This is a genomic window from Xanthobacter sp. 91 (assembly GCF_000702385.1).
GTDB classification, from domain to species: domain Bacteria; phylum Pseudomonadota; class Alphaproteobacteria; order Rhizobiales; family Xanthobacteraceae; genus Xanthobacter; species Xanthobacter aminoxidans.
Genome location: NZ_JNIB01000001.1, coordinates 4,002,845 through 4,015,742 on the forward strand (window position 1 = coordinate 4,002,845; position 12,898 = coordinate 4,015,742).

Below are 12,898 nucleotides of genomic sequence, written 5' to 3' on the forward strand. Positions count from 1 at the left end.
GCTCAGCCCGCCTTGCGGGTGGATTTGCGGGCCGGCGCGGGTTTGTCGGCTGTGACCTTCTTCGTGGCCTTGGCTTTGGCTGGCGTCCTCTTCTCGCTCCCACCAATCGCTTTGGCGCTGGCGCGCAGGGCGGCGAGCAAGTCCACCACCTTCTCTTCCTTGCGCGGCGCCGCTTTCGGCAAAGGCTTGCCTTCCATCTTGGCGCGCACCAGCTCGGCGAGAGCGGTCTCGTAGCGGTCCTGATAGGCGTCGGGATCGAAGGTGCCGGCCTTGGTCTTGATGATGTGGGTGGCCAGCTCCCGCATCTCGGCGGTGATCTTCACGTCAGGCACATCGGCGAAAGCCTCCTGCGCCGAGCGCACCTCGTAGTCGAAGGACAGGGTGGAGGCGAGGAGCGCGCCGCCTTCGCCGGCGGGGCGGATGAGCAGCTTGCGCACGCGGCGGAACAGCAGCGCCTCGCCCAGCGCCGCCACCTTCTGCGCCGCCATTCCGCGCCTCAAAAGGTCGAACACCTCGGCGGCGGCCTCATCCACGGGGGCGAGGAAATAGGGGCGGTCGAGATACACCGTGTCGATGCCGTCGCACGGCAGGAAGGCATCGATGGAGATAGTCTTGTCGTTGTCCGGCAGCACGGCCGCCGCCTCTTCCGGCGCGATGGTCACGTATTCGCCCTTGGAGACCTCGTAGCCACGCACCTGATCGTCGGTCTCGACCGGCTGGCCGGTTTCCTCGTCCACATATTGCCGGCGCAGGCGATGGCCGCTCTTGCGGCTCACCATGTGCAGGCTGATGCGCTCGGAGGTGGAGGCGGCCGCATAGAGGCCGACGGCGCAGCTCAGCGCGCCGACTGTGAGAAACCCCTTCCAGCTCGCCCGTGGCGCCATCTCGCCCCTCGTTGCAGGCTTTCTCTCAACGCCGCTCAGAGCACACCCGCGCGGCGTCGCGGGCAAGGGAAAATGCGCTCGGTGCTCGGGTCTCCCCTCTCCCCTTGCGGGAGAGGGGCCGGGGGTGAGGGGCAGCCTGTCCCCTTGTCCCGTTCGCTGCTCTCGTGGCGCCATACCCCTCACCCCAACCCTCTCCCGCAAGGGGAGAGGGGCGCTGCGGGCCTTCCCCGACATCACCCATGCAGCCGCCGCGCGTAGAAGCGCGCCAGCAGCCGCGCCTCGGCCTCGGACCCCGCGCGGATGGGAGCGGAGGCGTCGTCCAGCACGCGCCATGTCCAGCGGCGGTCGTGGCAGTCGAGGCGAGCGACGGGCATGCCGTCGCAGACCAGCACCTCGGTGCCCGGCGCCTGCGCGCGCCATTCGAGGATGGGCTCGGAGCCGGGCGGCGCGTGGAAGAAGCTGCCGGCTTCGTGGAAAAAATGGCGGACGGGTCCGCGGCTCGCGCCATCGTGGTGCATGGTCAAGTCTCCTTTGCAGAACCAAGTGGCCGCGCGGCCCTTTGGTTCCGCGCCGGTGCGGCGGAGGCCTTTGATTTGGCGCCGTCTCGGCAGAGCCCTTTGGTTCCGCGCCGTTGCGGCGCAGGCCTTTGGTTTTGCGCCGTTGCGGCAGTGCCCCGAGTTTTTGCGCCGTTGCGGCGCTTGGCAGCCCATGCTGTAGAAGAGGTTTCCGGAAGGAGATGCGGGATGGTCGCGTTCTACGATGCAAGCGAGGTCGAGGCGGCGCTGACCTATGAGCGTCTGGTGCTGGCGCTGCGGGCGGCCTTCGCGGCGGCCGAGGTGGAATCGCCGGTGCGCGGCGTCCACCATGTGGGCAATGACGAGACGCCCGGCCGGCTGCTCACCATGCCGGCGTGGCGGCCGGGGGCGGTGTTCGGCGTGAAGCTGGTGAACGTGTTCCCCACCAACGGCGCGCGCGGGCTGGGCGCGGTGCACGGCGTCTATGCCCTGTTCGATGGCTCCACCGGCATCCCCACCGCCATCATCGAGGCCGATGCGCTCACCAACCGGCGCACGGCGGCGACCTCGGCGCTGGCCTCCACCTTCCTCTCGCGCATGGACAGCGAGACGCTCACCGTGGTGGGCACCGGCAATCTCGCCTTCCAGCTGGCGCAGGGCCATTGCGCCGTGCGGCCCATCCGCCGCGTTCTGGTGTGGGGCCGCGCGCCCGCCCGCGCAGCCGCCATGGCGGCCGATCTCGCGGCGCTCGGCCTGCCGGCGGAGCCGGTGAGCGACCTGTCCGCCGCCGTCGCCGCCGCCGATATCGTCACCAGCGCCACCACCTCCGACGATCCGCTGGTATTGGGGCAGGACGTGAAGCCCGGCACCCATGTGGACCTCGTGGGCGCCTTCACCCCCACCATGCGCGAGAGCGACGACGCCCTCATCCGCGCCAGCGATGTCTATGTGGACACCTATGCCGGCGCCCTCGGCGAGGCCGGCGACCTGCTGCTGCCGGTGGCGGCGGGCGTGTGGTCCACCGATCAGGTGAAGGCGGACCTCTACGAGCTGTGCGGCGGTACGAAGGAGGGGCGCACGGACCCCAAGGCCATCACCCTGTTCAAGTCCGTGGGCGCGGCCATCGAGGATCTGGTGGCGGCGGAGCTGGTGGCGGGACGGCGGGGGTAGGAGCTGGCCCCAATGTCCTGATCCGCCGTCATGCCCCGGCTTATCCGGGGCATCCACTGTGCCGAGGGATCGGTGCTGAGAAACGGAAAGCCGACCTGGCGGAGGAGTGGATCCCCCGGACGAGCCGGGGGATGACGGACGTTGGTGAATCGGGTTGTCGGGCCCCCTATCCCTCCCCCTTCGCCTCCAGCGCGGCGAGGCGCATGTAGAGCGTCGAGCGGGCGATACCGAGGCGGCGGGCGGCGCGGGTGAGGTTGCCGCCGCAGGCGTCCACGGCGGCGCGGATGGCGGCTTCCTCCACGGTGCGAAGGTCTGTCGCGGGGGGCGCGGCCGCAGCGGCGGTGGCGATTTCGGGCGGCAGATCGGCGACATCGATGGGCGTGTCGGCGCTGCCCATGGCGATGAGCATTTCCACCACATTGCGCAGCTCGCGCACATTGCCCGGCCAGGCATAGGCGGCGAGCGCCGTGCGGGCGGCCTCCGTGAAGCGCGGGGCGGGCAGGCCGGCGCGGGCGGCGGCGCTGCGGCCGATGTGGTCGAGCAGCAGCAGCACGTCGTCGCCCCGCTCGCGCAGCGGCGGAATGCGCAGGCGCAAGGCGGCGATGCGATAGAACAGGTCCTTGCGAAAGCGCCCGGCCGCAACCTCGCCCGTGAGGTCGCGGTTGGTCATGGAGACGAGGCGCAGATCCACCCGTCGCCCGGTGTGCCCGCCGACGCGGTAGACCACGCCATCCTCCAGCACGCGCAGCAGGTAGGATTGCAGCTCCAGCGGCATCTCGCCGATCTCGTCGAGGCAGAGGAGGCCGCCGTCCGCCGCCTCCACCTTGCCCTGCTTGCCGGCGGCGTCGGCGCCGGTGAAGGCGCCTTTCTCGTAGCCGAACAATTCGCTGGCGATGAGATCGCGCGGCAGGCCGCCGCAATTGAGCGGCACGAAGGGGCCCACGGGTGCGCGCACGCCGTGGATGGCGCGGGCGAACACCTCCTTGCCGACCCCGGTCTCCCCTTCCAGCAGGATGGGCAGGCCGCTCTCCGCCATGCGGCGGGCCTTGGCCTTCACCTCCTCGATGATCGCGCTCTCGCCGATGATGGCGTCGAACGATAGCGGCTCCAGCTCCCGTTGCGGATCACGCGGTGAAGGCTTGGGCCGGCGTGCGGCGTGGAGCACCACCACGCCGCCGATCTCCTCGCCGTCCTCACGCACGATCTCGACGCTGGCGCCGGGCAGGAGCTGGGCGATGCGCGCGGCCCAGGCATCGGGCGTCACATCCTTCAGCGCCGCAAGGCGGCCGTCCGTGATGAGGCGGTCAGAGCGGCGTGCGGCCTCCTTCAGGGCGCGGTCGGTGGAATAGATGAGCGCGCCGGAGCGGCCGAAGGCGAGGATCTCCTCGGTGAGCCAGAGCGAGCGCTTGGAAAGGAAATGGCGCAGCACCTGCTCGTGCTCCATCTCCATGCGCCGGCCCAGCACCGCCTCGATCTGGTGGGCGAGGGCCACCGCATGGGCGAGGTTCTGCGGGTTGAAGGTGTCGGTGGAGCCGGAAATGTCCACCGCGCCGATGATCTCCCGGTCGAAGGGATGGCGCACCGGGGCCGCCGCGCAGGTCCAGCGCTGCACCGGGGCGCAGAAATGCTCGGCGGCGTGGATCTGCACCGGCCGCCCGCAGGCGAGCGCGGTGCCGATGGCGTTGGTGCCGATCTCCGCCTCGCACCACAGGCCGCCCTGCTGGAGCTTCACCTCCTGCCCGGTGTCGAGGGCACGCGCATCCCCCTCCGCCTCGAGGATGGTGCCGTCGGGATCGGAGAGGATGAGCATGGAATGGGCGTCGGAGAGCAGGTGGCGCGCCTCTTCCATGGCGAGGCGCGCGGCGGTGACGAGGCGGTTGTTCTGGTGGCGGCGGCGGAACAGCTCCGCCTCGCTGACCACGGGGGCGGCCGCGCGGTCGGCGGCGATGAGATGAAGGCGGGAGCGCTGCCACGACGCCATCACCGCCGGGCGGATGACGGCGGAGGCGGCGCCGTCCTGGTGAAACTGTTCCCAGGCACGCGCGATCTCGCGATGTGGCACCAGCTCTGCCCTCCGGGCCGGGCGGCGCGGCGTTCCCGTGGTCGCGCCGCCTGAGCCATTGGCCGGCAGGCCGCCTTGGCCGGTGGCCGAGGTGCCCGCAGGCGGGTTCACTCCCTGAAATGCCGCGTTCTGACCGCCGGCATCGAGGCCGGCGGCGGCGGCTTTGGCGGGAGAATACGCGCACTTTCATGCCGCTCGCAAGTCCGGCCGGCCGCCCCGCGGCAGTCGTCGTCTGAAACGATCCGGCGGCGGACAACAAGTGTCCGGAAATCGGACAGTCGAAGACTTCCAGATTACATGACGCATTGCACAAAGATCAGGAGAATCCTCGCATTTATACAGTCGAGCGCGGATGGCACGCATCCTGCCCCTCATGCTGCGAGCCGGCACCCAAAAGCCAACGCCGGCACGACAGGGAGGAAACCAGCGTGAACGTTCCCGTGGGAAACCTGCGCAGCGTCCAGGTGCTCGGCATCGATGCCGGCGGCACCATGACGGACACCTTCTTCGTGGACCAGGACGGCGACTTCGTCGTCGGCAAGGCCCAGTCCACGCCGCAGAACGAGGCCCTCGGCCTCATCGCCTCCTCTGAAGACGGGCTCGCCAACTGGGGCATGTCGCTCCACGACGCGCTCGCCCAGCTTCAGACCGGCGTCTATTCCGGCACCGCGATGCTCAATCGCGTGGTCCAGCGCAAGGGGCTCAAATGCGGCCTCATCGTCAATCGCGGCATGGAGGATTTCCACCGCATGGGCCGCGCGGTGCAGAGCCACCTCGGCTATGCCTATGAGGACCGCATCCACCTCAACACCCACCGCTACGACCCGCCGCTCGTGCCCCGCCAGCTCACCCGCGGCGTCATCGAGCGCACCGACATGATGGGCACGCAGGTGATCCCCCTGCGTGAGGCGAGCGCCCGCGAGGCGGCGCGCGAGCTGATCGCGGAGGACGTGGAAGGCATCGTCATCTCCCTGATGCACTCCTACAAGAACCCGGTGAACGAGCGCCGCGTGCGCGACATCGTGATCGAGGAAGTGGAGAAGAGCGGCAAGAAGATCCCGGTCTTCGCCTCGGCCGATTACTATCCGGTGCGCAAGGAAACCCACCGCACCAACACCACCATCCTCGAAGGCTACGCCGCCGAGCCCTCGCGCCAGACGCTCTCCAAGATCTCCAACGCCTTCAAGGAGCGCGGCACCAAGTTCGACTTCCGCGTGATGGCGACCCATGGCGGCACCATCTCCTGGAAGGCGAAGGAGCTGGCCCGCACCATCGTCTCCGGTCCCATCGGCGGCGTGATCGGCGCGAAATATCTCGGCGAGGTGCTGGGCTACAAGAACATCGCCTGCTCGGACATCGGCGGCACCTCGTTCGACGTGGCGCTCATCACCCAGGGCGAGATGACCATCAAGAACGACCCGGACATGGCCCGGCTCGTGCTCTCGCTGCCGCTGGTGGCGATGGACTCGGTGGGCGCCGGCGCCGGCTCCTTCATCCGGCTCGATCCCTACACCCGCGCCATCAAGCTCGGCCCGGATTCGGCCGGCTACCGGGTGGGCGTGTGCTGGAAGGAGAGCGGCATCGAGACCGTCACCATCTCCGACTGCCACATGGTGCTCGGCTATCTGAACCCCGACAACTTCCTCGGCGGCGCCGTGAAGCTCGACCGGCAGCGCTCGGTGGATGCCATCAAGGTGCAGATCGCCGACAAGCTCGGCCTCTCGGTGGAAGATGCGGCGGCCGGCATCATCGAGCTGCTGGACTCCGATCTGCGCGATTATTTGCGCTCCATGATCTCGGGCAAGGGCTATTCGCCCCAGAGCTTCGTCTGCTTCTCCTACGGCGGCGCCGGGCCGGTGCACACCTATGGCTATACGGAAGGCCTCGGCTTCGAGGACGTGATCGTGCCCGCCTGGGCGGCCGGCTTCTCCGCCTTCGGCTGCGCGGCGGCGGACTTCGAATATCGCTACGACAAGTCCCTCGACATCAACATGCCGCCGGACGCCCCGGAGGCGGACAAGGTGAAGGCGGCTGAAACCCTTCAGGCGGCGTGGGAGGAGCTGACCCGCAACGTGCTGGAGGAGTTCAAGCTGAACGGCTATTCGGCCGATCAGGTGACGCTCCAGCCCGGCTACCGCATGCAGTATCGCGGGCAGCTCAACGACCTGGAGATCGAGAGCCCCATCGCCACCGCCGGCACGGCGGCCGACTGGGACCAGCTCACCGACGCCTTCAACGCCACCTATGGCCGCGTCTATGCGGCCTCCGCCCGCTCGCCGGAGCTGGGCTACTCGGTCACGGGCGCCATCATGCGCGGCATGGTGCCGATCCCGAAGCCCCGCATCCCCAAGGAGCCGGAAGAGGGCGAGACCCCGCCGGAGGAAGCAAAGATCGGCACCCGCAAGTTCTATCGCAAGAAGAAGTGGGTGGATGCGCAGCTCTACAAGATGGAATCCCTGCGCCCCGGCAACCGCGTCATGGGCCCCGCCATCATCGAATCCGACGCCACCACCTTTGTGGTGCCCGACGGCTTCGAGACCTGGCTCGACGGGCATCGCCTCTTCCACCTGAAGGAGGTGTGAGGGCAGGGCTCCGTCATGCCCCCTCTCCCGCACCGGGAGAGGGGAGCAAACCCAAACAATCTCAAGAGGAAACGAACCCATGAACGTCAACGTCAACCAGACCAGCCTTCAGGGCGCCACCCGCGGCATCGTCCGTGGCGGCGAGACGCTCAAAGAGCATCGCGACCGGCTGATGACGGCCACCAAGGCCACCGGCCACTATGCCGGCCTGAAGAAGCTGGAGCTGCGCGAGAGCGAGCCCATCCTCTACAACAAGCTGTTCTCCCGCCTGCGCGCCGGCGTGGTGGATGCGCGCGAGACCGCCAAGAAGATCGCGGCCTCTCCCATCGTCGAGCAGGAGGGCGAGCTGTGCTTCACCCTCTACAATGCGGCGGGCGACAGCCTTCTCACCTCCACCGGCATCATCATCCATGTGGGAACCATGGGTGCGGCCATCAAATACATGATCGAGAACGAGTGGGAGGCCAATCCCGGCGTCCAGGACAAGGACATCTTCTGCAACAACGACTGCCTCATCGGTAACGTCCACCCCTGCGACATCCACACCATCGTTCCCATCTTCTGGGAGGGCGAACTGATCGGCTGGGTGGGCGGCGTCACCCACGTCATCGACACCGGCGCGGTGGGGCCGGGCTCCATGGCCACCGGGCAGGTGCAGCGCTTCGGCGACGGCTACCAGATCACCTGCCGCAAGGTGGGTGCCAACGACGAACTGTTCCGCGACTGGCTGCACGAGAGCCAGCGCATGGTGCGCACCACCCGCTACTGGATGCTGGACGAGCGCACCCGCATCGCCGGCTGCCACATGATCCGCAAGCTGGTGGAAGAGGTGGTCGCGGAAGAGGGCATCGAGGCCTACTGGAAGTTCGCCTACGAGGCGGTGGAGCACGGCCGCCTCGGCCTTCAGGCCCGCATCAAGGCCATGACCATCCCCGGCACCTACCGGCAGGTGGGCTTCGTGGACGTGCCCTACGCCCATGAGGACGTGCGCGTCCCCTCCGACTTCGCCAAGCTCGACACCATCATGCACGCCCCCTGCGAGATGACCATCCGCAAGGACGGCACCTGGCGGCTGGATTTCGAGGGGTCGAGCCGCTGGGGCTGGCACACCTACAATGCCCATCAGGTGAGCTTCACCTCGGGCATCTGGGTGATGATGACCCAGACGCTCATCCCCTCCGAGATGATCAACGACGGCGCCGCCTACGGCACCGAGTTCCGCCTGCCCAAGGGCACCTGGATGAACCCGGACGACCGGCGCGTAGCCTTCTCCTATTCCTGGCACTTCCTGGTGTCCGCCTGGACGGCCCTGTGGCGCGGCCTGTCGCGCTCCTATTTCGGCCGCGGCTATCTGGAGGAGGTGAACGCGGGCAACGCCAACACCTCCAACTGGCTGCAGGGCGGCGGCTTCAACCAGTATGACGAGATCCACGCCGTGAACTCGTTCGAGTGCGCCGCCAACGGCACCGGGGCGACCGCGGTGCAGGACGGCCTCTCCCACGCCGCCGCCATCTGGAACCCGGAAGGCGACATGGGCGACATGGAGATCTGGGAACTGGCCGAGCCGCTGATCTATCTCGGCCGGCAGATCAAGGCGTCCTCGGGCGGCTCCGGCAAGTATCGCGGCGGCTGCGGCTTCGAGAGCCTGCGCATGGTCTGGAACGCCAAGGACTGGACCATGTTCTTCATGGGCAACGGCCACATCTCGTCCGACTGGGGCCTGATGGGCGGCTATCCCGCCGCCTCCGGCTATCGCTTCGCCGCCCACCAGACCGGGCTGAAGGAGCTGATCGCCTCCGGCGCCGACATCCCGCTCGGCGGCGACACCGACCCGGAGAACCCCACCTGGGACGCGATGCTGCCCAAGGCGCAGATCAAGCGCGACAAGCAGGCCATCACCACCGAGGAGATGTTCTCCGACTACGACCTCTACCTCAACTACATGCGCGGCGGCCCCGGCTTCGGTGATCCGCTCGACCGCGAGCCGCAGGCGGTGGCCGACGACATCAACGGCGGCTACGTGCTGGAGCGCCTCGCCGGCGATGTCTACGGCGTGGTGGTGAAGAAGGGGGCCGGCGGCCTCGTGGTGGTGGACGAGGCGGCGACCAAGGCCGCCCGTGCGGACATCCGCAAGGCGCGCATCGCCAAGTCCGTCCCCACCCGCGAGTGGATGAAGGGCGAGCGCGAGAAGATCCTCGCCAAGGATGCGGGCACCCAGGTGCAGCAGATGTTCGCCGCCTCCTTCAAGCTGGGCCCGAAGTTCGAGCGCGAGTTCCGGGCCTTCTGGGACCTGCCGGAGAGCTGGGTGCTGAACGAGGAAGACATCGGCATCCCCACCTACGGCTCGCGCTACTCCATGGACATCTCCGAGCTGCCGGACGTGCGCACCGTGCAGTTCGTGGAGGAGTGATCCCTCCACTGGGCGGCGGTCCGCGCCGCCGCCCGCTTTTTCTTACGGCCGTCATGGCCGGGCTTGTCCCGGCCATCCACGTCGGCGGGCCGGGTGCAACGCTTCGCAAGGGTGATCAGGCGGCACGACGTGGATGCCCGGGACAAGCCCGGGCATGACGAAATCCAGAAAGCCCTCTCCGCGCGGAGAGGCGAGGAAACCCAGAAATATTCAGGAGGAAACCATGTCCTATACCCGCGCCAAGATCGTCGATCTCGTGGAAGGCAAGATCGATCCCGATACGCTGCACCAGATGCTCTCCACCCCGAAGGACCCCGAGCGGTTCGTGACCTATGTGGAGATCCTGCAGGAGCGCGTTCCGTGGGATGAGAAGATCATCCTGCCGCTCGGCCCGAAGCTCTACATCGTGCAGCAGAAGGTCTCGAAGAAGTGGACCGTGCGCTGCGAGTGCGGCCACGATTTCTGTGACTGGAAGGACAATTGGAAGCTGCATGCCCGCGTCCATGTCCGCGACACGCCGCAGAAGATGGAGGAAATCTATCCCCGCCTCATGGCCCCGACGCCCTCGTGGCAGGTGATCCGGGAATATTTCTGCCCCGAGTGCGGCACGCTCCACGACGTGGAAGCGCCGACCCCCTGGTATCCGGTGATCCACGACTTCCAGCCCGACATCGACGCCTTCTACACCGAATGGCTCGGCCTGCCGGTGCCGGAACGCGCCGCGGCGTGAGGGCGGTCTCCTCTGTTCCCCGGACCAGCGACGGCGAAGCCGGAGCGCCGATCCGGGGTCCAGGGGAAACACCCGCGCAGCGGGGCCAAGCCTGAGAGCGGCGGGGCAGGAAGCGCCTTCGGCGGTCTGTTGCGCTGGACCCCGGATCGCATTCCACTTCGTTGCATGCGTCCGGGGCGCGAGACGGGTTCAGCCCGGCGTCAAGCGGAAGGAAGGGGGCTCAGGGCACCCCTTCCTTTCGCCGTTTCAGGCGCCGGCGCCTTCCGTATTTCCGGTCATCGCGTTGCCGGTCGTCGCCTTGCCGGCCATCGCCGCGCGGCGGCCGGCGGCGCGGGGGCGGGCGGGTTGATGGCGGCCAGCGCCGCCACGCAGAGGCCGATCACCAGCACCCACACGGCCGGGCGGGGGCCGAGGTCGAGGGTGAAATTGGCATCCAGCACCAGAAACGGGTCCACCCGCGTCGCCAGCGCATACCAGAGCATTTCCACGCCCGCCGTGAGCGCTGCCCCGGCCACGGACAAGCCCGCCATGGCGAGGGGCGTCACGGCCTTCCCGCCGTGCCCGGCGACGCGGAAAGCGAAGAGCAGCAGGAAAATGCCGGCCATCAGCACCGGCTCGGTGACATCAAGCTTCGACTGCATGAAGAAATGCACCGTCCCCAGCACCGCGATGGCATAGACCGCCATGTGCAGCCGGTTCCAGCGCGTCGCGCCGAGCCGGCGGATGGCGCCATCGGTGGAGGTGGCGCCCAGCGCCACGAGCAGCGCCACCGCCACCGCGCCGATGGTGAGGTAGATGCGCAGCACGATCTCGCTCAGCGCCCGGCCGAAGCCCTGATCGATGATGTAGAGCGTGAGGTGGAGCGCCGCATAGCCGAGCGCGGCGAGGCCGAATATGCGCCGGCCGAAGTGCAGCTTCGGCATGTTGAACAGCCGCCGCAGCGGCGTCACCGCCAGCGTCACCGCGAGGAAGCGGATGGCCCACAGGCCGGTGAAATGGATCGCCTCGGTCCACGGCCGCGCGCCGAGCTGGCCGTTGGCGGCAAGGCCCACGAGCCACACCGCCGGCAGGATGCTGGAAACGAGGAACAGGGTCTTCTCGGGGCTGAAACGGCCGGAGCGCTCGTGAAACAGGGGCATCGGGACCTTTCGGCAAAGCTGTGCAGGCGCCCGCCCGGCGCCTGCTTCCCCTTACGCCGGCCCCTGCGGCAGCGTTACGGCCGCTGCCTGCACGATGGCGTGAAGTTGGACGTGAGCGTATCTCAGGCGTTCAGCTCGCCCTCGATCTGCGCCTTGAGGCCGGGCTCGATGCCCAGCGCGCCGGCGAGCCAGTCCAGATAGGCGTGCTCGGCGTCGTTGTCCGGCCGGATGGCGAGGGCGGAGGCCGCGTAGATCTGCAGCGCCGCCTCCGGCGTCGTCGCGGCGGCGACCACCTCGTTGGGGTCCACCGGCGTGGTGAGGATGGCGATGAGGGCATCCCGCTGGGGAGAGCCGGCACCCATGCGCTCCAGCCCGCCGCCGATGCGCGAGACCTCCTCCTCGTCGATCTCCCCGTCCGCCTGCGCGGCGGCGGCCATGGCCGAGAGCAGCACGCCGGAGAAGGCTTCCGGGCCACCCGGCGCGGCGGCGGGGGAGAAGGCGGCGTCCGGCGTGCCGGAGGTGAAGGCCGCGCGTCCGCCGGCCCCCGCCTGCCATTTGCGGTACGCCTTCCAGGCCAGCATCCCCATGATGGCGAGGCCGCCATATCGCATCAGGTCGCTGCCGCCCGATGAGGAGGGTTGATGGCCGGGCTGGGGCGAGGGCTGCGGCTGGCGATAGTCGGAAGGCGGGACCGGCTCCGGCTGGGGATAGCCGCCGGCCGTGGACGAGCCGCCGCGGCCGAGGGCCTCTGAGGCGAGATCGCCGAGACCTCCGCCCGCGCCGCCGGACATGCCGCCCCCCTGCGTGGAGCCGCCGGACGGCCCGCCCGCGCCACCGCCGAGAATCTGGCCGAGAATGTCCTCCAGCCTGCCGGAGGAACCGCCCGCCGCGCCGCCGGACGGACCACCCTGCGGCGCCCCGCGTCCGCCGCCGAGCACTTGCCCCAGGATGTCGCCGAGGCCGCCGGGCAGTCCCGACGGCGCTCCGCCCGCTCCGCCGCGCTGACCGCCGCCGAGCACCTGTCCGAGGATGTCGCCCAGCCCGCCCGGCAGTCCGCCTCCGCCCTGCGCGCCACCGCCCGCGCCACTGCCGCCCGCGCCGCCGCCGAGCACCTGGCCGAGAATGTCGCCGAGCCCGCCCGGCAGTCCGCCCCCGGTCTGCTGCGCGCCGCCGCCCCGCACGCTGCCCGAGCCGAGCGCCGCGCCGATGAGTTGTCCCAGAAGATCACCCGTTCCGGCCATGGCTTCCTCCCTCAAGGTGCCGCTGCGCGGGGCAAGGCCCGGCCGCGATCGGGCTGCTACAGCCCTGTTGAGTCCAAATGCGGGCATGATCTTGCTTATGGGGCCGCCCGAGCCCGCGCGTGAGCTAAGGACGAAGTCCGCACCCGGACAAGCCCGAAGATGCTC

At 69.0% G+C, this 12,898-nt stretch carries 9 protein-coding genes; 4 read left to right on the top strand and 5 right to left on the bottom strand.

The annotated features are described in order from the left end of the window. Positions 1–2: 2 nt before the first annotated feature. Positions 3–884 carry a Ku protein gene (locus A37E_RS0118780; protein ID WP_029558010.1) on the bottom strand — a complete coding sequence of 294 codons (882 nt, stop codon included), beginning with the start codon at positions 882–884 and terminating at the stop codon, positions 3–5. A gap of 233 nt (positions 885–1,117) precedes the next feature. Continuing rightward, positions 1,118–1,402, bottom strand: a complete 285-nt coding sequence (locus A37E_RS0118785; RefSeq protein WP_029558011.1) for a hypothetical protein — start codon at positions 1,400–1,402, stop codon at positions 1,118–1,120. 225 nt (positions 1,403–1,627) lie between these two features. On the opposite strand from A37E_RS0118785, the gene A37E_RS0118790 reads away from it, so the two are divergent. Further along, positions 1,628–2,569 (top strand): ornithine cyclodeaminase family protein, encoded by a 942-nt coding sequence (locus tag A37E_RS0118790; RefSeq protein ID WP_029558012.1) that lies wholly within the window; start codon positions 1,628–1,630, stop codon positions 2,567–2,569. A 166-nt stretch (positions 2,570–2,735) separates the two neighbouring features. Here A37E_RS0118790 and A37E_RS0118795 read toward each other — a convergent pair whose 3' ends face one another. Then, positions 2,736–4,742 (bottom strand): sigma-54-dependent Fis family transcriptional regulator, encoded by a 2,007-nt coding sequence (locus tag A37E_RS0118795; protein ID WP_245279378.1) that lies wholly within the window; start codon positions 4,740–4,742, stop codon positions 2,736–2,738. 317 nt (positions 4,743–5,059) lie between these two features. Between A37E_RS0118795 and A37E_RS0118800 the strand changes: the two genes are divergently transcribed. The 3 genes from A37E_RS0118800 (at position 5,060) to A37E_RS0118810 (ending at position 10,353) form a co-directional block, all read left to right on the top strand. Then, the gene (locus tag A37E_RS0118800) at positions 5,060–7,213 is read left to right on the top strand and encodes a hydantoinase/oxoprolinase family protein (protein WP_029558014.1); all 2,154 of its coding nucleotides are present in this window, start codon (positions 5,060–5,062) and stop codon (positions 7,211–7,213) included. Positions 7,214–7,292: 79 nt separating this feature from the next. After that, positions 7,293–9,623, top strand: coding sequence for a hydantoinase B/oxoprolinase family protein (locus A37E_RS0118805; RefSeq protein ID WP_029558015.1), 2,331 nt, complete (start codon positions 7,293–7,295; stop codon positions 9,621–9,623). Positions 9,624–9,846: 223 nt separating this feature from the next. After that, positions 9,847–10,353 carry an acetone carboxylase subunit gamma gene (locus tag A37E_RS0118810; protein WP_024279572.1) on the top strand — a complete coding sequence of 169 codons (507 nt, stop codon included), beginning with the start codon at positions 9,847–9,849 and terminating at the stop codon, positions 10,351–10,353. Between the two features lie 275 nt (positions 10,354–10,628). Here the strand turns inward: A37E_RS0118810 and A37E_RS0118815 are convergent, their stop codons facing one another. Together A37E_RS0118815 and A37E_RS27655 are read right to left on the bottom strand one after the other, a co-directional pair. Next, the gene (locus tag A37E_RS0118815; protein ID WP_029558016.1) at positions 10,629–11,492 is read right to left on the bottom strand and encodes a protein-methionine-sulfoxide reductase heme-binding subunit MsrQ; all 864 of its coding nucleotides are present in this window, start codon (positions 11,490–11,492) and stop codon (positions 10,629–10,631) included. A gap of 122 nt (positions 11,493–11,614) precedes the next feature. Then, on the bottom strand, positions 11,615–12,733 hold the full coding sequence (locus tag A37E_RS27655) for a DUF533 domain-containing protein (protein ID WP_051679166.1): 1,119 nt from the start codon (positions 12,731–12,733) through the stop codon (positions 11,615–11,617). Between the last annotated feature and the right edge of the window lie 165 nt (positions 12,734–12,898).

Coding starts and splice junctions, on each gene's coding strand:
- A37E_RS0118780 (WP_029558010.1), bottom strand. CDS start 884: ATGGCGCCACGGGCGAGCTGGAAGGGGTTTCTCACAGTCGGCGCGCTG.
- A37E_RS0118785 (WP_029558011.1), bottom strand. CDS start 1,402: ATGCACCACGATGGCGCGAGCCGCGGACCCGTCCGCCATTTTTTCCAC.
- A37E_RS0118790 (WP_029558012.1), top strand. CDS start 1,628: ATGGTCGCGTTCTACGATGCAAGCGAGGTCGAGGCGGCGCTGACCTAT.
- A37E_RS0118805 (WP_029558015.1), top strand. CDS start 7,293: ATGAACGTCAACGTCAACCAGACCAGCCTTCAGGGCGCCACCCGCGGC.
- A37E_RS0118810 (WP_024279572.1), top strand. CDS start 9,847: ATGTCCTATACCCGCGCCAAGATCGTCGATCTCGTGGAAGGCAAGATC.
- A37E_RS0118815 (WP_029558016.1), bottom strand. CDS start 11,492: ATGCCCCTGTTTCACGAGCGCTCCGGCCGTTTCAGCCCCGAGAAGACC.
- A37E_RS27655 (WP_051679166.1), bottom strand. CDS start 12,733: ATGGCCGGAACGGGTGATCTTCTGGGACAACTCATCGGCGCGGCGCTC.